The organism is Bacillus sp. FSL K6-6038, assembly GCF_038050455.1.
Lineage (GTDB): Bacteria > Bacillota > Bacilli > Bacillales > Bacillaceae_G > Bacillus_A > Bacillus_A pseudomycoides.
On the sequence record NZ_JBBOUH010000001.1, the window covers coordinates 5,089,553 to 5,113,729 of the forward strand.

Genomic DNA, 24,177 nt, shown 5'->3' on the forward strand with positions numbered 1-24,177 from the left:
AGATTTGATTAACAAAACAAACGTTCCGTTTCATTAATCATAATATACTCATGTATTATTCATTTTAGTTCTTGATAATACCCCCGTCAATATAAATTTATACGTCCAATTCACTCTCTACCTAGAATATCCCATTCAATTATCTTCATATAAATTCACACATAATCTCATAAATAATTATTTCAAGGAAGTAAAGATCGTATAGTCATATGCATATTACCCAATTAAATTCTTGTGACGGTATCTATATGTCCAACAACCGCTTATAAAAGAGTTTAAAAACAATTGTTGAATTATAGAGTTGAGGTCCTCTTATTAAAAAATGAAGCAAAATAGTAGCATACTATAAGTAACCGATAACCATTTATAAATAAATGAAACAATATTATCCTCTTTTGACGATTAATGAAAGAGAAATAACATTAGAAAGTCCCATTCCAAAACTAACATAGACTTAACTTTTCCCCAACATATTGACTGAAATCTACAAAAAACTTATTTCTAATGAAATAGACTTAAGTTCTTTTTTGTATCGTTAAAGCTTAGTTACAAACCATTTCGCTTTCCACTAACTTTTTCATATAATCTAATAGCTCTTTTTTTAACTCTTCATGTTGCAGTGCCATTTCAATTGTTGTTTGAATAAACCCTAGTTTTTCTCCGACATCATAGCGTTTTCCTTCGAAATCATATGCGAATACACGTTGAATTTCATTTAAACGCTGAATCGCATCTGTTAACTGAATTTCTCCGCCTGCCCCTGTTTGTTGATCTTCTAAGAACATAAAGATTTCTGGCGTTAACACGTAACGTCCCATAATCGCTAAGTTAGATGGTGCTGTTCCTTTAGCAGGTTTTTCAACAAATTTACTCACTTGATAACTGCGATCCTTTTGCTCTAACGGATCAATAATACCATAGCGATGCGTTTCATTCTCTGGAACAGTTTGAACACCAATTACTGATGATTGTGTATTCTCATATTGATTCATTAATTGGCGTAAGCACGGCGTATCCGCTTGAACAATATCATCACCAAGTAGTACCGCAAATGGCTCATTTCCAATAAATTTACGAGCACACCAAACAGCATGTCCTAGACCTTTAGGCTCTTTTTGACGAATATAATGAATGTTGATCTTTGAAGATTCTTGTACTTTTTCAAGAGTTTCATACTTTCCTTTTGATAGTAAGTTTTGTTCTAATTCAAAGGAATGATCGAAATGATCTTCAATTGCACGTTTTCCTTTTCCTGTTACGATAATAATATCTTCAATTCCAGACGCAATGGCCTCTTCCACGATATATTGAATTGTTGGTTTATCAACAATTGGTAACATTTCTTTTGGCATTGCTTTTGTTGCTGGTAGGAAGCGAGTCCCTAATCCAGCTGCTGGAATAATAGCTTTTCTTACTTTTTTCAATGATATTCCTCCTAGTAATATATAATTTTTTATATTTACTTGATTGAACAATTAACAAACACACTTATTATATCAATATTTCCTTATTTTAATATATCGAAGATGGATATTTGCTCAATTGTTGAACCATTAGAAGCAAACTTAAAATCAAACTTATCAGATCGATAAATTAATAAAGAACTATCTTCGTTTTTCAATTGTGCTTCACCCAATTGTTCTAACAACGTTGCCTTCAATATATTTACGTTCTTAAGACTTACCTGTTTAACAATCAATTGATTATTATATAAAACATCAATTTCTTTATATTTTGTTAGTACTCCTTCTGGTACTTTTTCTTCATTTTGAGGAATACCTATTATACTAGTTACATCCTCTTTACGCTTACCTAAAAAAGTAAGGGCTTGTTCCAGATTTTGAGAAGTACCTTCTAATTTTTTTATTTTATTTACAACATCCTCATAAGATAATGCATGAGTAAATGGAATTGAGCTTACTATCTCTTCACTAACCCATCCTTCTTCCCCATTATCATAAATAACCTTCAACCAATTGACCCCAGATTTTTCATCTTTTTTCTGATCCTTTACCACAAAAGGTGTTCCAAATACCATAGTAGCAATCGCTTGTCCCTCTAACGCTGGCACACTTCTCACACGAGCTTTAGCAGAATTTACATACCGAACATCTAAATCAGCTAATGGATTCTTCTCTTGTTTAACAACTTTTGCTTGTCTAGATTGTTCTTTCTTTTGTTCTTTAGCCTGTAAAGGAGAAAAGATATTATCCCTTTGCCAATACGTCAATCCACTTATAGTTGTAATTAGTAATACACCAATTAAGCCAGCAATATACTTACGTTTGATTCGATTATTCTTACTGTGAACATGCGCTCCACTTAATCTAGGTGCATAATTGGAAGCTTCTTTTGGAACCTCTTTTGAAGCAATATTTACCTCTGCCAACCCTTTTCCTGCCTGTTTCTCCATTGCTTCTTTTTTGAAGTTTTGCTGCTCTTCTTTACTCATTGCCTTATATTCTTTTAAGAAACTTTCATACTTCGGCATTACTTCCTCAATAGGACCATAATCTCTAATTTCACCGTATTCAAGCCATAGAGCCTTTGTACAGAATTTTTTCACTTGTCCTAAAGAATGGCTAACAAAAAATATTGTTTTTCCTTGTTCCTTAAATTCATTCATACGGTTTAAACATTTATCAGCAAATGTTTGATCACCTACTGATAAAGCTTCATCAATTACGAGTACATCTGGATTAATACTAACTGAAATTGCAAACCCTAAACGCGATTTCATCCCGCTAGAATATTTTTTCACTGGCATATCAATAAACTTACCTATATCAGCAAAATCAATAATTTCAGGTGTTAACTTTTCAATTTGTGCTTTACTCATTCCCATCATTAAGCATTTAAGCTCAATGTTTTCTCTACCTGACAATTGATTATTAAGACCAGCTGCGATTGCAATAAGTGCGACTTTCCCTTTTATGTCGATACTTCCAGTTGTAGGCGGTGTAATTCCAGCAATCAAATTAGACATTGTAGATTTTCCAGAACCATTTACCCCAACAATACCAATAACATCGCCTTTTTGAGCCTCAAATTCTAAGTTTCTTAATGCATAAAAGTCTTCACCAAATCCTCCAGGATACAGAATATCCTTTAATTTCTCAGAGTTTTTGCTATGCATTTTATATTTTTTTGTTACATTATGAAACCTCACTGATTCATTCATTTTTTACAACCCTCATCATAGATAATCTGCAAAGTGCTTTCTAAATTTCACATGTAGCGTTGCACCAATTAATAATACAACAAGAACAAAACCCCAAAAACATAGTGCATAATTTAGATCTTCATAAAACCAACCTGTTCCTAGTAAGGAAGCCCGATATCCATCAACAATATAGCAAAATGGATTTAACTGCATAATTTTTTGAAGAAACGATGGTAATTTTTCAGGTGTCCATAATATAGGCGTTAAGTATAGCAACATTCGCATAATTGATTGAACAATCATTTGAACATCTCTCACAATTGTTGCTAACGTTGACGTAATTAAGGAGAGTGAAAATATTAACATAAGGGTAGCAAACATATAATAAACAAGCTGAATATAATGAATAGAAATACCTTGACCCGTTACTAAAAATAAAATTGTCACAATACCGATAAGTATCAAATGCTGATAAAGATTAGACATAATTACAAAGCTTGGGATAACACTCATTGGAAAACTCATCTTCGAAATCATATTTAACCTTGTATAAATAGACTTAGATGCTTGTAGCATTGCTGGTTGTACAAAAAACCATACAACAAGCCCTGCAGATAACCAATAAACAAATGGTACTCCATTTACTCCTTGACCACCCCGAATCCCAAAGCCGAATACAAACCAATAAATACTCATCTGTATGAGAGGATTCAAAACTTCCCACACAAGTCCTAAATAATTATTATTATTTGTACTTTTTACTTGATAAATAGATAAACGTTGAATTAAATATAGACTGTTTACCTGTTCTTTTAATACCATAATCATTGAGTTCATCTTTACTGTGCCTCTCCGAAGAATATTTTCTCTACTACTCGTTTAGAAGCAAAACCATCTTCTAAATAACAATAATTATTATAGAAGGTATTATATTCCCCTGCAAATTCACCTAAACCTAGAGTTTCGAATCTTAATATTTCCTCAAGCACTTCTTCCGTATTCATCACAACTGGACCAGGAGCTTCTGTCTCTAAGTCAAAATAAAAACCTCTTAACTTATCACGATACGAGTCAATATCATACGTGTAGAAAATGATTGGTCGTTTCAAATTCGCATAGTCAAAAAAGACTGAAGAGTAATCTGTAATTAACAAGTCAGATAGTAAATACAGCTCATTTATATCGACATGCTTAGAGAAATCATACACAAACCCTTTATACGGTTCTAAATCAAACTGTTCTGCAACTAAGTAGTGCATGCGTAACAAAATGATATAATCTGAACCTAATTGTTTCTGCAAAAGATTTAAATCTAATTGTAAATCTAATTTATATCGACCTTTACTATAAAACTGATCGTCTCGCCACGTTGGGGCATATAAAATAATTTTTTTATCTATAGGTAATCCATTCTGTTTCTTTAATGTATCGATTGCCTTAGAATTATTATTTACATATAAGAAATCGTTACGAGGATATCCTGCTTCAACAACAGTTTTTTGAAATTGAAAAGCCCTCTTAAATATTTCAGTCGAATATACATTAGGGGAAAGTAAATAATCCCAGTTTTGTGCTTCACGATGAAAGTTGTCCTTATACTTTTCAGTTGTTGTACCTGGCATATGAACTTCTTTCATATCACCCGCTAATTTCTTAAGAGGTGTACCGTGCCAAGTTTGTATATAAATAGTATGCCTTGGCTTAGGAAGCCAAAGTGGCATTCTACTATTTGTTATCCAATACTGCGCACGTGCCAATAAAATAAACCAACGAATTGAAAATCTTTTTACATATGGGATATTTTCTTTATCAAACTGCGCTGTGTAATTTTTATTTACACTCCAAACCATTTGAAAGTCCATGTCATTTTGTAACATATATTCATACATAGCTCGTGGATTACAACTATATTGTTTTCCGGAATAACTCTCAAATAAAATTAACTTCCTTTTGGGAGGCAAACAACTACAGAAAAGAAATACTGCCTTACATAGTTTTTTTACAATACGGTGATTTTTTATTCTTCTTATAAATCCCATGTTATTTACACACCTTCTAATTCAGTCGCTTCATACTTACGATACATTAACGCGAAACCTCGCCTTTTCCCGTTCTTCCCATTAATGCGTCTACCTCTTCTTTTGCATTTTTCCCATTAAATAAAACATTATATATCGCAGTCGTAATCGGCATTTCAATACTCATTTTTTCAGCTAAATGATATGCTGCCTCAGCTGTACGAACACCTTCTACCACCATGCCCATATTCTCTAATACTTCTTCTAAATTATGACCCTTACCAAGTAAATTTCCAGCTCGCCAATTTCGACTATGAACACTTGTACAAGTCACAATTAAATCACCGACACCTGTTAATCCCGCAAAAGTAAGCGGATTTGCTCCCATCTCACACCCTAATCGTGTAATTTCCGTTAGTCCCCTGGAAATTAACGCTGCTTTTGCGTTATCTCCGTAACCAAGACCATCTGAGATTCCTGCGCCAAGGGCAATAATATTCTTTAGTGCCCCGCCTAATTCAACACCAATCACATCTCGATTTGTATAAACACGGAAATTTGTATTCATAAATAGCTTTTGTGTTTTTTCTGCGGCCTGTAGATGATATGACGCAGCAGTTACAGTAGTAGGATGACGAAGACTTACCTCTTCTGCATGGCTTGGTCCTGAAAGAACAACAACACTTTCTATTAACTCTTTCGGCATCTCTTCTTCAATCATTTCTGAGATACGTTTAAATGATCCTGGTTCAATTCCTTTACTCGCATGGATAACTGTTATCGGTTGTTTTACGACGTCCTTTAGTTGCTGCATTACACTACGAATCACTTTCGTTGGAACAACTAATAGTACCGTATCTATCCCATCCATTACTTCCTCTAGAGACTCGTATCCTTTTATTGTTTTAGAAAGTTGAATCCCCGGTAAATATGCTTCATTCGTATGCTTCTCATTAATTTCATGGATTTGTTCCGCTTTATTTCCCCAAATTCTTACTTCATGTCCGTTATCCGCAAGAACCATAGATAACGCTGTTCCCCAGCTTCCTGCACCAATTACTGTAGTTTGTTTCAACACAATCCCCCTCTTACCACCTTAAAAACGTTAGAAACATCACTATTTACGTAAGAAGCTAAGTGATTTATATTGTAAATCACTTAGCTTCCACATTTCATTATTCTATTACATTTTTCACTTTGATTACATCCTATTCCTCTTTAAGAGCGCATACTTCATCGTAAAACATTTCAAGAGCATGCTCATTATACTTTTGAAAATCAAATTCTTTAAAAGAAGTTTGATTTAATATAAACTTCTGCATCCCAATTACCAAACCAGTTGTATTATTTTCAACTAGCTCCCCATAACCTTCTTCTAAAATACTTCTTGACCCTGCAATGTCAGTGGCAATAATAGGTTTACCTAGTATTAAAGCCTCTAACAATACCATTGGCTGTCCCTCGTGATTAGATGAGAGAACAAAACAATCGCATTGATTAATAAGTAAGAAAGGATTACTCATTTGACCAGTAAAAATCACTTTGTCCTCTAGATTTTTTTCTCTCACTAAATTCTCTAATTCTTCTTTTAAAACTCCGTCTCCAACAATATAAAGTCTAATATTATCATAGAGTTCCGTAACTTTTGCAAAAGCATGTATAAGCTTTTTTTGATCTTTTTCAGGTGACAACCTTCCCATATTAACAAAATTTATGTTCTCTTTTTGAGGCATTTCAATTCCTGTAATTTTAAGCTTACCATTTCCGTGAATATTTTCTTTTAATAAATATTCTTTCTCATCATATTTATATATGTCGCCTTCTTCAATCTGTTTAAGTACTTTATTAGGGTCAATGGCATTATGGACATAAACACCTTGTTTTAGTGTAATATAATCTTTCAAATTCTTCCTATTTAAGTTTCTTGTGTGTTCTGCAACAGCTACTATTTTATCAAACTCCTTATACAACGGGAAAATAATATTTAGATTAGCTCTATGCTTAAATTTACCTTTAATTTTTTTGGAGTATTCTGCCCACATATCATTATGTTGATAGATACTTCTCTTTTTAAAATCTCCAAACGCAAATAACAATGTCCAAAATGGGACATATCCACTAAAGTCAATAGCTATATCAAATTCCGCATTACCAAATAACCTTAAAATTTCACGCTTGTATAGTTGCTTTGGTAGCACCTTCTGAGCTTTTTCATTCTTTAGCCCCATTTTCATAACATAGTTATTTTGATAAGATTCTTTTAAAGTGGTGTTTAAACTACCTACTCGATAAAACTTTTTCACATTCGAATTAATTTGATTGAAATTATCTCTTGAAATTTGATCGTACTTCCCTTTATCAATAACTGCCACATTGTATTTTGAGTAATCAATATTATTCAAAAGGTTAATAACTGACGTAGTAATTCCATTATTCAAAAATCCACCACAATACATTAGAATATTTTTCTTATTCTCATTTGTAACTTTATATACATTAGCTGTATGCTTTTCTCTGAAAATAATGTCAATCGCTCTTTCTGTAGCATTCCCATCATCATGATAGCAATATTTTTTCAATGTTTCTTGGTATTTAACACTGTAATCATGTTTTACACTCTTAATGTTTTCAATACTATGAATAACTTCGTCTACCGTATGGCATATTGGACCTGGCATATCTTCTAATTGAACGTATAAACCTCGTTGTTCCTCATACTCTTCCTTATCATACGCTAAGAAAATGATTGGTTTTTCTGTTACCATGTAATCAAAGAATATACTAGAATAATCTGTCACTAAAACATCTACTATTGACATCAACTCATTAGGATCCACCCAATCTGGTATACAAATTTCTCGTAAACTTTCGTCATCTTTAATAAATTTATATGTCAATGTATGAACCTTTAACAAGAGTTGATAATCATTAGGTATCTTAGAGTACATTTGTTTAACAATATTGTTAATTTCATCTTTAATATTATTTACCTGATTTACTCCACCACGCCAAGTTGGTGCATATAAAATGATTTTTTTTGTATCATCAATTTCTACAAATTCTTTTAAATATCCTCGTACTTCTTCTGGGTTTACTTGTAGAGTAAGGTCAATTCGTGGATAGCCTTCATCAACAACATAGCCATTGTATAACCCTTCTAAATCATGAGAATTTACAATAGTATCTGCAGTAAATTTATTAGGATTTAATATATAGTCACAATGCATAAAATTCCTTTGGATATTTTTATGTTGTCCTATTTCTCCCTTCATATCTTTTCCTAATGTTTTAATAGGTGTTCCATGCCAAGTATTCACATAGATTTGCCCTTCTTTTTTCTGGAAATAAGGTGGAAATGTCGTATTGTTAATTAAATATTTCGCTGTTGTTAAATATTTTAAATACTCTTCACTATGAACTTTAACAAACTTAACATTTTTTTTATTTTCATAACGTTTAGCATAAAAGTTATTTCCATCATTCAATGCCCAAACATGTGTATAATCCTTATACTCTGGATTATCGATAATTTTTTTAAAAATTGCGTATGGACTATCTGTCATACCTTTACCATGGAAAGATTCATATAATATAACTTTCTCATCCAAGTCTAATTTCACATAAAAATCTGTATACTTAACAGTTCTCTTAAACCCTTGGTCATTCGAATATTTTTTCAGTGGACCTGATAAAAAATTAATACGATTTTTCATTCTGTTAATCTTCTTCTTGATTTGCAATATTAAAACCTCTCTTTAATCTATTTCTAAAGCATACTTCCTATAAAAAATCTTTTACCTTTCTCTCGAACACATCATTATTATAGGAATGCATGACTACCTTACTATTTCTCTTTAAAAAGCATATTTACAAAGTTCTTACTTGAATCACCTATCGAATACTCATTCCATTTCAAAGTAAAATTATTTATACTATCTATTTTGAACCTACCATCTGTTATCACCCTTACCACTTCTTCAGTTGTATATACAACTGGTCCTGGCACATCAGATACATAATCACCAATAATCCCTCTTTTTTTCATATATTTCTTTAAATCGTATGCAAAAAAGATTATTGGTTTATTTAATAAGCAAAATTCAAATGGTATAGAGGAATAATCAGTGACTAATATATCCGTCACTAGAAATAGATCATTTATATTTGGATAAAGGGAATAATCATATAAAAAACCTTCATACTTTTCTTCGTAATTACATGTATTTCGTATTGCTGGGTGCAACTTAACTATAAGGATATACTCATCTTTCAATTGCTTATACATCTCATCGATATCTAGATGTAAATCAAAATCTACTAGCTCTTTATCTCTAAAGGTTGGCGCATATAAAATAACCTTTTTATCTTTTAGATTTGGATTTACTATAAAAATATTATCTTTAACTTTCTGTTGTCTCCGTTCATCAAAAAACAAATCCGTTCTCGGAATACCTGTTTTTAATATATTATTATCAGATAGAGCAAAAGCTTCTTTATAAATGTCAGAAAGCGCTTCTGATCCTACAACAATTTTATGGAAGTTTTTATAAACATTCATAAATCTATTTTGGGCTCGTAAACTTCTTTTTTTAAAAGAAGGAGCTAATAATCCGAATTTTTTAAAAGCACCTGCTGCATGCCATATTTGAATACAATCTACGCCTTTTTTAAATTTAACTTTCGCTAATGACCCAAAATAATTATCAACAATGACGTATTGAGAAGTGGATAAATGATAGATAGATTTAATAGTGTGAAGTATGTTCTTTGTTTCAAATTTATAAGATTTCACATTCGAGTAGCTATCCACCTCATATTTACATGTAGGTTTATATAAAAAAACCACCTCGTAATTTATACCTTGACGCTGTATTTCCTCATAAATAAAAAATAAATTTTCACCATAAGACATAATAAAAGTTACTTTCTTTTTAATCGGAAACACTTGCATCATATTATGTAAAATTCCAAATAAAATTAGGTAGATTTCTACCATCAATTCTCTAATCATGTACACTTATCTAGCAACTCGTACTAGTTCCTTTTTTATTTTTGTTGTAGAAATCCCGGCTGTACGTGGCAAATATACAACTTCGCAATGCTCCTCTAAGAAATCAAACTCACCTTTCCAGTCATCGCCCATTACGAAAACATCCACATCACGGCTTTGTACGTCTTTTACTTTCTGCTCCCAATTATGTTCAGGAATTACTTCATCCACATACCGAACCGCTTCTAGAATCATTTTACGATTCTCATAGCTATGATAAGATTTTTTATTTTTTAATTTGTTAAATTCATCTGAAGAAACGGCGACAATTAAATAATCTCCTAAATCTTTCGCTCTCTTCAATAAGTTAATATGTCCCCAATGCAATAAATCGAAAGTTCCATATGTAATAACCTTTTTCATGATCGTGCCCCCTGTGAAATGTTATTATTTTATAATTATTTAGTTTAGAAGTATATTTAAATTAGAGCTTCTCCTACGCCTATGAATGGTAAGAACGACTCAAATTCACCAATGTAAATCCAAAACAAATTTACATAGATTTTACATTGAGTTCACACGAAATTCACAAAGATGATTATACCATAATTTTTATTTACAAACTATGACAATAACCTAACAACTATTGTCATATCCGGCACAAGAAAACGCTTTCTTAATTGGTATTACAAACCTCCTCTTACTTTCTTTTATTTACAAAAAAAGTGCGAAGGAAATAGTTCCTTCGCACTTTTTACTACCCTTTATATGACTATTTCAACATACGACGTGGCAATTTATCAATATTCTCTAACATAATGCCTGTACCAACAGCAACACAGTGCATTGGGTTTTCAGCGATTAGTACTGGTACTTTTAATTCTTCTGCTAGAAGCATGTCGATACCATGTAATAATGCGCCTCCGCCTGTTAAGATCACACCGCGGTCAATGATGTCTGCAGATAGTTCTGGTGGTGTACGCTCTAATACACCTTTTGCAGCTTGTACAATGACAGCCGCATTTTCTTTTAATGCTTCTGTAACCTCTTCTGAACATACTGTGATTGTACGTGGTAAGCCCGTTACCATGTCACGTCCGCGAATTTCAAGTTCTTCACTACGTGCACCTGGGAATACTGTACCGACTTTAATTTTAATATCTTCTGATGTACGTTCTCCGATTAATAGCTTATACTTACGTTTAATATAGTTTAAGATCTCCATATCAAACTTGTCGCCAGCCATTTTGATAGAGGAGGAGGTAACAATATCACCCATTGAAAGCACGGCAATATCTGTTGTACCTCCGCCGATATCAACAACCATATTTCCGCTCGGTTGGAAGATTTCCATACCGGCACCAACAGCAGCTACTTTTGGTTCTTCTTCTAAGAATACTGTTTTACCACCTGAGCGCTCAGCAGCTTCACGAATTGCTTTTTGTTCTACAGATGTAATGTTTGTTGGACAACAAATTAAAATGCGAGGTTTTGAAAAGAAGCTCTTCACGTCCAGCTTGTTAATAAAATGCTTTAACATTGCTTCTGTAATTTCGAAATCTGCAATTACACCATCTTTAAGCGGACGAATCGCTACAATATTACCAGGTGTACGTCCTACCATACTTCTTGCTTCTTCACCTACCGCTAATACTCTTCCAGTATTGCGATCAATTGCTACAACAGACGGTTCGTTTAAAACGATCCCTTTACCCTTTACATGAATTAATACGTTAGCTGTGCCTAGGTCAATTCCGATATCTCTCGCAAACATTCCTGTGTTTTCCTCCTTGATATTCAAAATCAGGTTGTACCCGAATTCTTTTACACCTAATTTCTGATTTTATCATAAATTTAACGAAAACGTAATATTTGAAAAGATAATTCTTCTGAAAAATGTTCCGTCATGACCAAGGAATGTTTGCCGTATAATGAATTATTGCTGCACGATTCTTTCTGTATCTTCTTTTCGGTACTTCTGCTTCGTCGCTTCCCCGCCTCTTAGGTGGCGAATCGACTTATGATAATCAAGAATTTCTTTCACTTCATTTGCGAGCTCTGGATTAATCTCTGGTAAACGTTCTGTTAAATCTTTATGGACTGTACTCTTTGATACCCCAAATTCTTTTGCAATCACACGAACTGTTTTTCTTGTCTCCACGATATACTTGCCAATCTTGATAGTTCTCTCTTTGATGTAATCGTGCACACCACTCGCCTCCCTAAATTGGATGTGAGAAGTGTGAAATGAGACTCGCTGCATATGACTAAGAAGTAAATTCGAGTGCTGTTTGTAAGCTTTAAACATTCTGGAATTTATAATGAAATGACCCACGATTTCTCACCTCAAACACTCTCTTTGCATTGGTTTATATCATTGTATTGCCCGCACTACTGATATATGCTACAAGTTCGGTATTTTTACGGACTAAGTTAAGAAAAATTACAAATTCGTGTGAGAAATACGTTAACAATGACAATTTTCACTTGATGGATTGCCCTACAAAAACCAAAGAATGACGCCTCTTGTCAAAGGCGTCATTCTTCATGATCACATTCTTCTTCTAATAATTGATGGTGGGGAACTTCTTTCTTACTGGCAATGTAATAATATAAAGTAAATAAAATAAACAACAAAATAAGGGCAATCGACAGAACAAATACAAATGACAGAGTAATCCCCTCCTTTTCTTAATATATATTCGAGAATTCCGTCAAATTTCCTTGTTATTGCTATTTCCCTCTCGAAATGAATCATTTTTATATAAAAATAAAAAAATCAACTCCCTAGTGAGAGCTGATTTTTTCGTTTTATTATTCTTGTGTAGAAGAAGAATCGCTAGATGATTCCGTAGAACCATTTGTTGATTTTTCTTCTTTTTTACTTTTTTCATCAGCTGCGCCATTTGTTGATTTCTCTTCTTTTTTACCTTTTTCGTCAGCTGAACCGCTTGTTGATTTCTCTTCTTTTTTACCTTTTTCGTCAGCTGAACCGCTTGTTGATTTCTCTTCTTTTTTACCTTTTTCATCAGCAGAACCATTTGTTTCTTTTGCTGCTCCTGCTTCTGCTTTTACGTCTGTCGCAAGTTTGTTAAGGTAACGCTCTGGATTGACAGCTACATTATCTTTACGAACTTCAAAGTGTACATGAGAACCTGCTTCCTTATTCATTGCACTTAGACCGGATTTTCCTAATACTTCACCTTGTGCAACTTTTGCACCTTTTTCTACTTTTACACTGCCTAAGCTTTGATAAGATGTTGCAAGACCATTTCCGTTATCCACTGTTACGACATAACCGAGAAGCGAATCTTTTTCAGCTTTTGTTACTGTACCACTTAAAGCAGCTGTAACATCGAATTCTTTTCCATTTTTCGCAGCAACATCGATTCCTTTATTAGGAGAATATGTGTTGTTATAAAAGACAAGTGCTTGTTCTTGCTCCTCTTCTGCTGCTCCATCTTCATAAAACTTCTTCTTCACAACAACATCTACATTCTTTGCAGCTGGCATTTTCACAACTTCTGAAGACTTTGTTACTGGTACTACTGGATTTTCCGTTTGACCATACGGCGCACTTTGCTCTTTATTAGGCGCTTTCTTTGGATTAGCTGCCTGGAACCATAGAGCAACCGTCAAGATTACCGCTGCACATGCAATATAGATTGCCGGAAATACCCACCGTTTTTGAAATAAATGAACTACCTTTTGCGACTTTTTATTATTCCTTCCTCGCATTCTATCATCACCTCAGCAATCATTTTGAACAATATTCATTCATCCTATACAACCTATAACTAATTACTTTTCGACAAAATCTGTAAAAATATGTATAGGAATTGCGGAATTTCCGAGGAAATGATAGAAAAAAGAAAAAACTGAGCGGATTGGCTCAGTTTTTTAGTCTAGTTGTTTCTTTTTGTAGACGAAGAGGCAAACAATAATTGAAATGACTAACCAAATAGAGACATTGATTAGATTTGCAGCAATTGCAGAGAAGCCTTTCCCCTCCACAACACTTACGAACGCTTCAAAAATATGATTAGTCGGTAGATACGATAGTATGTTTTTCAAAATGTCATTTTTTATAACATTACTTAAAACTGGAGTCATGAGTAAGACCATTGCAACCGGTGATGCAATAACAGAAACTTGCACTAAATTTTTAGCTAAAAGAGCGATAATTGTCCCAAATATGATGAACACTAATGTTCCTAATAACACTAACAGAAACATGAACAACATATTCCCTTGTAAAACATCTAGTATAAATAAATTAAGAAAACTTATAGCAAACGTTAAAACAATGATTGGTAGTGCTTTTCCAATAATGATTTCAAATGGAGAAGCAGGAGATAGCATAAGCACTCGTAACGTATGTTTCTCCTTCTCTTCCGCAATAAGAGTTGCCTGTGAGATTGTTGTAACCATACATAATATCATGACGATTACAAAGCCTCCCATAAACTCCTTCCCTTGTCCCATTTGCTTATAAAACAATGCCAATCCAAGTGGTAAAATCGCCATTAATAATATTTGTGCGTTATTCTTCAAATCCTGCATCTCTTTCCGTAAAATCGCCGATACACGTCTCATTGAAAATGTCATTATAATCCCCTCCCAGTTACTTCAATAAAGATATCTCCTAGTGTTGGCTCATAAGAATGAATCGATAATAATTCACCATTTTTCATCCACTCAGAAATACGTTTTGCGCCTAATTCGTCTTTTTTCACCGTTTCTTTTTTCTTATCCTTTAGCACGACTTCGATTTTGTCTTTCGCGTATTGAAGTCTTAAATTTTCTGGTGTATCAAGTGCTACAATTTCCCCTCCGCATAAGAAAGCAATGCGGTCACAAAGCGTTTCTGCTTCATCCATATTGTGCGTCGTTAAGAAAATCGTTGTTCCTTCTCTATTTAGGTCCTTTAAGATGTTATGAATGTTTTGGACGTTGACTGGATCAAGTGCTGATGTTGGTTCATCTAAGAAGAGAATATCCGGTTTATGCAGAATTGCTCGTGCTAGCGTAACGCGCTGCTTCATCCCTTTTGATAATTTTTTGACTGGTGTTTTTTTATCTTCTAATAAATTCACTTGGGATAGTACTTCATCAATTCTTTCTTTAGGACAATCGTATAAGTCGCAAAATAATAGTAAGTTATCATAAATGCTAAGTCTTTCATATAGACCACTGTTATCTGTTAAAATACCAATTCGTTTGTAATCGATGCTGTTTGGACCTGTAATATCTTTTCCTAGTACTTTCACTTTTCCAACACTGTGAAGCAATTGGGAAGTTAAAATTTTCACTGTTGTTGTTTTCCCTGATCCACTTGGTCCTAGAAACCCGAAGATTTCTCCTTGCTTTACTTCAATACTTACATTTCGAAGTGCTGTTTTTTCATTAAAGGTTTTCATTACATCCTTCATTTCAATTGCCAATATCATTTTGTCATCCCCTTTGTTTTTCTTCTATAGATAATTTCGCTTCAGCGACTCGTTTGCCGCCTCGGCTTGTTGTGTTCGCTGTTCTTGGCTCAATCATATGAAAAACAAAGGGGTTACGCAGTAAAATACCGGTAAAAGGAGTCTTTTTATCGGTGAATGAATCCTATTTTCCGCTTACTGGAGCATCATTATAGTCCAATGACACCTTTTAATTCATCCATTCGACCTTTAGAAAGTGGAATAGAGCTTTTTCGTTCATCATCCAAGATTAAGCTAAAGCTATTACGAGTCCAAGTAATCACTTCTCGTACGCGCTGTAAGTTAACAAGATAAGAGCGGTGACATCGAAAGAATCCAAAACCTTTTAATCTTTCTTCTAACTCACTTAATGTTAACGCACATACAAAGTCCCCTTCGCGAACATGAATATGCGTTGTTCCATTTTGCGTTTCAATAAAATGAATTTCCATCGGATCAAGCAAAATGATTTTATCGTTCACTTTTGCTGGGATTCTTTCGAGCTTCATTTGTGGAATCATTTGAACGATATTTTCTTGATCTATCTCTTCCCCTTCTTCCTGTTCGATTTCTACTTTTTTAACGCCATCTGGATTTAATACATACACATCTTCTGTTAAAGAAAGTGCATCCGATAAAAAGGATGATGTAATAAAGATGGCCTTCCCTTGTTCTTTCATCTTCATAATTGCTTTTCGAATGATAATTGTACTCTCTATATCTACATTTTGCTCTGGCTCTTCAAAAATAATTAAATCCGGATTATGAATCATGACCCGCCCAATGTGAAGACGGCGTTTTTCAGAAAATGATAGCTTTTCAATTTTGACGTTCATTTTATCTAGTAAACCAACATACTGGACAACTTCTTCTATGCTAATATTCGAGTCATACAATCCGGATAAAAAGGCGAAGTATTCTTTTACTTTTAAGCGGTTATATGCCTCATCTTTTAAAAAACAAAAACCAATGCGCGAGTAGACTTGCTTTTGAATCGGTTCCCCGTCAAATAAAACACTTCCAGCCGATGCCTCTTCTTCACCGATTATAATGCGGTGTAAAATCTTCGCCGTATGATTGTTACATTGCAGCACAACACATTGCCCTTTTTCAATTTCAAGCTGAATCGCCTGCAACTGGTTCGTCTTACCCAATTGTTTTAACTCCAATAACGCCATGTTTTCTCCTCCAGATGAGTTTTTATCTCATTATACCAAACAGTTAATGGAAGATTATGATATTTATCTCAAAAATAAAAAGGAGCTAAATTAGCTCCTTTTTGATTGATTTTAGCATACAACTATTACTGCTGCTTCACCATATAACTTTTCAGCTGATCACGAAGTGCCCTTTTCAGGAATTTCCCGACAGATGTTTTTGGAATCTCTTCCACGAATAAAATGTCATCCGGCATCCACCATTTCGGGAACTGGTCTTCTAATAATGCATAGAGCTCCTCTTGTTCTACTGTTTGTCCTTCTTTTAAGACAACGCAGGCAACAGGGCGTTCTTGCCATTTTTCATGTGGCACGGCAACGACAGATGCCTCTAGTACTTTGTCATGTGCCATTAAAGCGTTCTCTAAATCAACGGAGGAAATCCATTCACCGCCGCTTTTAATTAAATCTTTCGTACGGTCAGCAATTTTAATAAACCCTTCTGGATCAACAGTTACAATATCTCCTGTATGTAACCAGCCATCCTGCATGGAATCTGCTGTACGTTCATCGTTATAATAACTACCCGCAATCCAAGGTCCGCGCAGGCAAAGCTCTCCCATTTCTTCACCATCCCATTTGATCTCCCCTTCTTGACCAATTACCTTCATTTCAAGGCCTGGGAATAAGTAACCTTGGCGGGAGCGTAGTTCATAATATTCTTCTTTCGGTAAATCGCGCTGATATGACTTTGGACAGTTAATTACAACAGCTGGGCTTGTTTCTGTCATTCCATATATTTGCCTAAAAGCAATTCCATATTTCTCCTCATATGTGCGAATCATGCTTCCTGGTGCTGCTGATCCACCTGACCATATCGTACGAATACTACTAATATCATACGGATATTTTTCAAGCTCTTGCAGTAACCCAATCCAAATTGTTGGTACACCAGCAGTAATTGTCACTTTCTCACGCTCAATAAGCTGAGCTAATATTTCCGGTGTAAAGTGTGGTCCTGGTAAGACGAGCTTTGTGCCGAACCATGTACCTGCAAACGGAAGCCCCCATGCGTTTACATGGAACATCGGAACGACAGGCATACAAGTGTCTACTTCTGATAGATTCCCGCCGTCCACAAGGCCGAGCGTATAACTATGGAGTGCAATACTACGGTGTGTATACACAACGCCTTTCGGTTTTCCTGTCGTTGCGGAAGTATAGCACATACCCGCAGGTTCTTTTTCATCTAAGTCTGTTATGAATGGGAATGTTTCGTCGCCTTCTTCGAGTAGTTTGTCGTAATGATATACTGGTGATAGTGTTGTGTGAGGTAGTTCGTGATCATCTGTCATAATAATAAATGCTTTCACATGAGGAATTTCGTGTTGAATACTTTCTAATACAGGAACCATATCTTCATCAACGAGAATGATTTTATCTTCGGCGTGGTTAATGATGTAAGAAATATGCTCTGCGGAGAGCCGTAAGTTAATCGTATGTAACACCGCCCCAATTCCTGGAATTGCAAAATATGCTTCCAAATGGCGGTGATGGTTCCAAGCGATTGTTCCAACTTTGTCCCCTCTATCAATCCCCATTTTATTTAGTACACTAGCAAGCCGTCTTGTCCGCTTCGCAATCTCTCCGTATGTTAATGTTTGAATACGCGATGCAGTGCGCGAAACAACTTCCTTTTTTGAAAAATATTTCTCCGCCCGTTCCATCATTGCTGGAATGAGAAGTGGTACATCCATCATCATATTTCATGCCCCCTGTTATTATCTTATATATACACATACAACTGTATTATAACACAACAAAACGAGACAAAAGCCGTTAACATTTCTTTCGTTTTCTACAAATAATGACAAAAGGAGCTCATTGGGATGAGCTCCTTTGTTGTCAAATAATCACTAAGTTTTGTCGAACAGTTGATATATTCCAAAAAGCGCCGATATATTTTCAAACGAGCAGCACCCAACTGTCAGTAACCCTTAAGCATCAGTTCTTCGCCATTAACTTTCCTTCATACTCGTTTAGCGTTTTAATTTCGATACCTTTATAGTAATGAGCAACAATATCCGTATATCCTTTCCCTTCTTTCGCCATTCCATTGGCACCATACTGGCTCATGCCAACGCCATGGCCGAAACCTTTCGTTGTGACGACAATGCTCTTTCCTTGTTGTTTCCATGTAAAGTCAGAGGAGCGTAATCCCAGTTTTGTTCGTACTTCTTTCCCTGTTAACGTTTTTCCTTGAAACTCTACATCCTTCACCCGTTTTCCTTCTGTACGGTCTTTTATATTACCGACTTTTCCATTTGCAAGCACCTTTACGCCAAGACGCTTTTGAAAATCATCTACAGTAAAAATTTGCTCACTCGCAAATTTTGGAGAAGCTTGATCCCATGGACTGTCTACGCTTTTTAAATATGGTAAGTCGCTCCCCCAGTAGTCTGCAGCATTTTCTGTATAACCGTTACTTGTTGAGAAGAAGGACGCCGTAATGGGACTACCATCATAAGTTAAAACTTGTCCGGCTGTTTTAGACACAGCTTCTTCAATCTTCTTCAAATTTTTCTCATAATCTTTGCCCCATGTCTTCTTTAGCTCTTCTTTACTGTTGTACACTTGATCATTAACCGTATCTGTCACATCCGCATTGTTTTTCTTACTTCCGCCTAGCATACGCTGTACAATAAATGTTCTCGCTGCCAATGCCTGTGCTTTTAATGCCTCCATTTCAAAGCTAGCATTCATCTCAGAAGCTACTACACCTGTAACATACTCTTCCATCGGCATCGTTTCTACCTTCTTTTGTGCATTACGATACACAGTAACTTGGACAGCAGTATTTACCTTTTTAGGAGCTGGCACACTTTGCATGGCTGGAGGATGTTCGGGCGGCTGACTTACTTTCGCTTTCGTAAACGGAATAACAAGTACGGTCGGTACAATAATGACGAGCGCCACTAAGAGCGCCATTGTAATGAAAAGTGGCTTTGAAATTTTCATCTTTTTCCCCCGCTATGAAATTAGACTCATTTCATTCTTATGGAACGTGGCAAACTTTTAGAACATATCGGGAGGAACTTCTGCAAAGGGAAAATATAAAGTACTGATATGACAGGATTCAATTTCAAAGGAAAGAATTTTCTAAATTTTTCAGGTGGACAGGCATAAAAAAGGAATTTGTTGACTATAACAATAATAGCCCAATAAAAATAGCCTCTATGTCAAAAAGACATAGAGACTACTCAAACTTAAGCGTGAAGGTCAGAAACTTGTTGCTTCGTCACTTCTTCTACTTTTTCATTTACACGTTCAATTATTGCACCTAATGCCGCTAGTTTCTCATGGAAGTTTACATATCCACGATCAAGGTGTTTTAATTCTGTTACACGTGTGTAACCATCTGATACTAAACCAGCTAGAATTAATGCCGCTGCAGCACGTAAGTCAGTTGCTGCTACTTCTGCACCTTGTAAGTTGTTAGGTCCATTCATAATAACAGAACGGCCTTCAATTTTGATGTCTGCATTCATACGACGGAATTCTTCCACATGCATGAAGCGGTTTTCAAATACCGTTTCTGTAATCATGCTTGTTCCATCCGCATGTAATAACAATGCCATCATTTGTGATTGCATGTCTGTTGGGAAACCTGGATGAGGCATTGTTTTAATATCAACGGCTTTTAATTTACTTGGGCCGATAACACGTACGCCTTCGTTTTCCTCAATAACCTTAACACCCATTTCTTCCATTTTCGCTGTGATAGAACGTAAATGTTCTGGTACAGCATTTTCAATTAAGATGTCTCCACCAGTAATTGCTGCTGCAACCATAAACGTTCCTGCTTCAATACGGTCAGGAATAATAGAATGGTGTGCACCATATAATTTATCAACGCCTTCGATACGAATCGTTCCAGTTCCAGCTCCGCGTACTTTTGCTCCCATTGCATTTAAGAAGTTAGCTAAGTCAACGATTTCTGGTTCTTTTGCTGCGTTTTCAAGTACTGTTGTCCCTTTTGCTAATGTAGCAGCAGACATAATGTTTTCTGTTGCACCTACGCTTGGGAAGTCTAAGTAAATTTTCGCGCCTTGTAATTGTCCATCTACATAAGCTTCAACAAAGCCATTACCAACTTTTACTTTCGCTCCCATTGCTTCGAAGCCTTTTAAATGTTGGTCAATTGGACGTGAACCAATTGCACATCCACCAGGAAGTGCAATACGAGCACGACCATTACGTGCTAATAGTGGTCCCATTACTTGAACGGACGCACGCATTTTACGTACATATTCAAATGGCGCTTCAATATTTAACTCCTTTGAAGCATCAATTGTTACTTGGTTATTTTCAAATACGACTTCAGCATTTAAATGACGTAATACCTCATTAATTGTGTATACATCAGACAAAACTGGTACTTCAGATAGTACATTCTTTCCGTCACTCGCTAATAGGGCTGCAGCGATTATAGGTAATACAGCATTTTTTGCGCCCTCAACACGCACTGTGCCATTCAACCGCTTTCCGCCACGGACGATGATTTTTTCCAATTTATTCCCCTCCGTGTCCTTTTTTCAATATCTATTCAATACTCAGAAGTTATGATCGGTGTGCCAACCACAATTGTATCTTTGCTGTCTGTAGAGCGTATTGCTATTTGCACATTGATTTTCTCTCTATTTGTTGAAAGAGCGTCATTCCACTTTTTATTATATGCGGAGACTGACACAAATGCTCTTTCTTCTATCTTCTCGATCGCTCTTGCTGAAAGATCTTTCAAAACCTGATTGGTTTTATTTTGCAAAACACCTTCAATCTTATCACTCAGTACACCTTGAACACAAGTGTAAATTGTAGGTTTTGTACTAAAAATTTTATCCATTTCCCGAATGTTTTTAGGGTCCCATTTTGACCCGCTTGCTTCAAAGATAATGAAAGTGTTTTCTTTACTATTTTCCTTACTCCAAGTTACTACTATTCGTTCTTCATAAGAAGAATTTTTTTTGTATGCTGTTGCTTTATATCCATCATGAGATGTTTCCAATTCCCATTTTTGAATATCCGCTTTTTCTTTCACTTCATTTAACAATTTTTGAAACGTATGTATATTAGAAATGGTTTTGGTTTCTCGTGCTAACCATGACCACCGCTCTACCTCTGCTCCATTTTTTTCAAGAGCTGCGATCATACTCTCCATTTTCTCTTCGTCACTTACGGGCTTTATCTCTTTATACCCGACCAAGAATACGACAATACTTACGACAACAATAAGAATTGTTTTTAAGCTTTTCAAGTTTCATCCCCTCCTATCCCCATTGTTAACGGAGATATGAGGTTCTATACACTTACTTGACTAAATACGTTAAACTCTTCGAATACCCTAAATAATCAAGAAAAAAGTTGCTGACAGATGTCCCAATGGCAATCGTAACAAGAATGAGTAAAATCCTCGTCTGCAATACCTTTCCAGATTTCATCAGGCGTTCGATATGGATACCTTGTAAGGCCCACCATGTAATGGTAATAAACAATAAATGCGAAACAATCGCAATCAGTGCTTGTTGCCCTAAAAGTTGCGCCAAAAAAATCGACTCCTTTTGTTTGGCTTACCATCACCTAGGATGCAAAACGATCCCATATAAATGGAAACCACACTTTTTCCCGCCCAAACAGGCAGTATAAAGTATCCCTCCGAAAGAAGGGGCACTACCTATTAAAGTCTACTTTGTTCGAGCATCACATTCGTGAAGGATAAGGTCTCGCGCTAACGAAAGTTTCACTTTACCCCTCTCATTGCTCCACAATAAAAAGCGTAGAGCGATGACTCTACACTTTTTGTTTTCACTATTGTACCACGTTCCCTGTGAAGAAGAAATCTTTCATCAATGGAAAATATTCATAAAAGAAATTGTAGCCAATTGCCGGTAGAATTCCGAGTAATACAGTTGCAATTAAACAAAAACTAATGACGACTTTCAAATTGATCGGTAAGTGTACCGGATCTTCTTCACTACTCTTTCGAAAGAACATTTGCTGCAAAATACGGAAATAATATACAAACGAGATAACCGTTGTGCCCATCATGACTGATGCCAGCACGTAATGGGCTGGACTAGCAGTGAAGGCACTTAAGAAAATATTAACCTTTCCGATAAAACCAGCTGTTCCTGGAATTCCTGCCAAAGACAGAATGAAAATGGTCATCGCTGCAGAGGCAAACGGAGAGCGTTTGTATAAACCAGAGAAAATTGTGAAATTTTCCTTTCCGCTTTGTAAGATTAATCCGTGGATGACTGCAAAAGCTCCTATATTCATTAACAGGTATGCAAACATATAAAACCACATACTATCCATTGTAAATGGTGATAACGCTACAAGCGGAACGAGTAAATATCCAGCGTGCGCTATGCCAGAATAGGCGAATAGACGCTTTACGCTGTATTGCTTGAGTGCCACGACATTACCAATGATCATTGTAATAATAGCGAGCACGGCAATATATACGCTCATGTTAGCAAATACTGTTTGCTCACTTCCATGAACAGGTATAGCGCCGAATACCATAAGGAACAATCTTATCATCATAATAAAACCGGCGATTTTAGAAATTGTCCCGAGGAAAGTTGTAACAGGTGTCACGGCCCCTTCATATACGTCTGGTGCCCACATATGAAACGGCACCGTCGCAATTTTAAAGGACAGCCCAACAAACAGAAGCAAGAAAGCAAGCGATAACAAAAGTTGAATGCTGCCATCCACACCTTGCATGAGAACTTCCTGCATACCAATAATATTAGTAGCCCCCGTAATGCCGTATAAGTAACTCATTCCAAAGAGCGTAATAGCCGTCCCAATTCCGCCATTAATAACATATTTCATCGCCGCTTCATTCGAAGCACGATTTGTCTTTCGAATCCCAACTAAAATGTACGAAGACAGTGATAACAACTCTAGGCCAATAAAGAGCGTAATAAAGTCGACGCTAGACGCCATAAACATCGTCCCGAGAACTGCCATTAAAAATAAATAATAGTATTCCCCTTTATCTTGAATCGGCTCTTTTTTATCATCGCTCATCGCCATACATAAAACGAGGATGGCTCCGATTAATAGTAACGTTTTAAATCCTTTTGAAAATCCATCTAGTACAAACGAACCACTTAAAATGTCTCCAGCCGGTTCACCATACAATGTAATTAATGCGATTAGCGATAGCACTGCCGCTCCAATCGCCCCAAGCCCTAAATACTTACGATCAAACTTTAGAAATAAGTCAAGAAGCGAGAGAAGGATGGCCGCTCCAAGAATGATGAACTCCGGTACCATTAAATGCCAAGATAAGCTAAGTAATGTATTCATA

At 35.6% G+C, this 24,177-nt stretch carries 21 protein-coding genes; all 21 read right to left on the minus strand.

Annotation, left to right across the window (positions count from 1 at the left end; all coding sequences use genetic code 11):
* Positions 1-542: 542 nt before the first annotated feature.
* Positions 543-1,424: a UTP--glucose-1-phosphate uridylyltransferase GalU gene (gene galU, locus NSQ40_RS26805; RefSeq protein WP_041488624.1), complete on the minus strand. Its 882-nt coding sequence runs from the start codon at positions 1,422-1,424 to the stop codon at positions 543-545.
* An 83-nt stretch (positions 1,425-1,507) separates the two neighbouring features.
* A complete protein-coding gene (tagH, locus tag NSQ40_RS26810) occupies positions 1,508-3,181 on the minus strand; it encodes a teichoic acids export ABC transporter ATP-binding subunit TagH (RefSeq protein WP_003209146.1) in 1,674 nt (557 codons plus the stop codon).
* Between the two features lie 15 nt (positions 3,182-3,196).
* The gene (locus NSQ40_RS26815) at positions 3,197-4,000 is read right to left on the minus strand and encodes an ABC transporter permease (protein ID WP_033796564.1); all 804 of its coding nucleotides are present in this window, start codon (positions 3,998-4,000) and stop codon (positions 3,197-3,199) included.
* A 2-nt stretch (positions 4,001-4,002) separates the two neighbouring features.
* Positions 4,003-5,202 (minus strand): CDP-glycerol glycerophosphotransferase family protein, encoded by a 1,200-nt coding sequence (locus NSQ40_RS26820; protein WP_033796563.1) that lies wholly within the window; start codon positions 5,200-5,202, stop codon positions 4,003-4,005.
* A 46-nt stretch (positions 5,203-5,248) separates the two neighbouring features.
* Entirely contained in the window at positions 5,249-6,256 is a 1,008-nt protein-coding gene (locus tag NSQ40_RS26825; protein ID WP_098158662.1) for an NAD(P)H-dependent glycerol-3-phosphate dehydrogenase, read from the minus strand.
* A gap of 133 nt (positions 6,257-6,389) precedes the next feature.
* Positions 6,390-8,894: a glycosyltransferase gene (locus NSQ40_RS26830; RefSeq protein WP_258248642.1), complete on the minus strand. Its 2,505-nt coding sequence runs from the start codon at positions 8,892-8,894 to the stop codon at positions 6,390-6,392.
* A 131-nt stretch (positions 8,895-9,025) separates the two neighbouring features.
* A complete protein-coding gene (locus tag NSQ40_RS26835; protein WP_141521832.1) occupies positions 9,026-10,192 on the minus strand; it encodes a CDP-glycerol glycerophosphotransferase family protein in 1,167 nt (388 codons plus the stop codon).
* A 6-nt stretch (positions 10,193-10,198) separates the two neighbouring features.
* A complete protein-coding gene (tagD, locus tag NSQ40_RS26840) occupies positions 10,199-10,594 on the minus strand; it encodes a glycerol-3-phosphate cytidylyltransferase (protein WP_003202099.1) in 396 nt (131 codons plus the stop codon).
* Positions 10,595-10,943: 349 nt separating this feature from the next.
* Positions 10,944-11,945: a rod shape-determining protein gene (locus NSQ40_RS26845; protein ID WP_003202097.1), complete on the minus strand. Its 1,002-nt coding sequence runs from the start codon at positions 11,943-11,945 to the stop codon at positions 10,944-10,946.
* Positions 11,946-12,107: 162 nt separating this feature from the next.
* Positions 12,108-12,380, minus strand: coding sequence for a sporulation transcriptional regulator SpoIIID (gene spoIIID, locus NSQ40_RS26850; protein WP_018781193.1), 273 nt, complete (start codon positions 12,378-12,380; stop codon positions 12,108-12,110).
* 329 nt (positions 12,381-12,709) lie between these two features.
* Complete coding sequence (locus tag NSQ40_RS26855) at positions 12,710-12,844, minus strand: hypothetical protein (RefSeq protein ID WP_042511388.1); 135 nt, start codon at positions 12,842-12,844, stop codon at positions 12,710-12,712.
* Positions 12,845-12,985: 141 nt separating this feature from the next.
* Positions 12,986-13,909 (minus strand): M23 family metallopeptidase, encoded by a 924-nt coding sequence (locus tag NSQ40_RS26860; protein ID WP_097795144.1) that lies wholly within the window; start codon positions 13,907-13,909, stop codon positions 12,986-12,988.
* A 162-nt stretch (positions 13,910-14,071) separates the two neighbouring features.
* Entirely contained in the window at positions 14,072-14,779 is a 708-nt protein-coding gene (locus tag NSQ40_RS26865; protein ID WP_003202092.1) for an ABC transporter permease, read from the minus strand.
* Positions 14,779-15,621: an ABC transporter ATP-binding protein gene (locus NSQ40_RS26870; RefSeq protein ID WP_003202088.1), complete on the minus strand. Its 843-nt coding sequence runs from the start codon at positions 15,619-15,621 to the stop codon at positions 14,779-14,781. The genes NSQ40_RS26865 and NSQ40_RS26870 overlap by 1 nt, the downstream gene beginning before the upstream one ends.
* Before the next feature lie 188 nt (positions 15,622-15,809).
* Positions 15,810-16,817, minus strand: a complete 1,008-nt coding sequence (locus NSQ40_RS26875; protein WP_003202086.1) for a LytTR family transcriptional regulator DNA-binding domain-containing protein — start codon at positions 16,815-16,817, stop codon at positions 15,810-15,812.
* Positions 16,818-16,942: 125 nt separating this feature from the next.
* Entirely contained in the window at positions 16,943-18,559 is a 1,617-nt protein-coding gene (locus NSQ40_RS26880) for a long-chain fatty acid--CoA ligase (protein ID WP_003202084.1), read from the minus strand.
* Between the two features lie 241 nt (positions 18,560-18,800).
* Complete coding sequence (gene spoIID / locus NSQ40_RS26885) at positions 18,801-19,814, minus strand: stage II sporulation protein D (RefSeq protein ID WP_003202083.1); 1,014 nt, start codon at positions 19,812-19,814, stop codon at positions 18,801-18,803.
* Between the two features lie 248 nt (positions 19,815-20,062).
* Entirely contained in the window at positions 20,063-21,367 is a 1,305-nt protein-coding gene (gene murA / locus NSQ40_RS26890) for a UDP-N-acetylglucosamine 1-carboxyvinyltransferase (protein ID WP_003202081.1), read from the minus strand.
* Between the two features lie 35 nt (positions 21,368-21,402).
* Entirely contained in the window at positions 21,403-22,110 is a 708-nt protein-coding gene (locus tag NSQ40_RS26895; RefSeq protein ID WP_003202079.1) for a YwmB family TATA-box binding protein, read from the minus strand.
* Between the two features lie 52 nt (positions 22,111-22,162).
* The gene (locus NSQ40_RS26900; RefSeq protein WP_003202077.1) at positions 22,163-22,399 is read right to left on the minus strand and encodes a DUF1146 family protein; all 237 of its coding nucleotides are present in this window, start codon (positions 22,397-22,399) and stop codon (positions 22,163-22,165) included.
* A gap of 262 nt (positions 22,400-22,661) precedes the next feature.
* Positions 22,662-24,176 (minus strand): NADH-quinone oxidoreductase subunit NuoN, encoded by a 1,515-nt coding sequence (nuoN, locus tag NSQ40_RS26905; protein WP_033797679.1) that lies wholly within the window; start codon positions 24,174-24,176, stop codon positions 22,662-22,664.
* Position 24,177 lies beyond the last annotated feature (1 nt).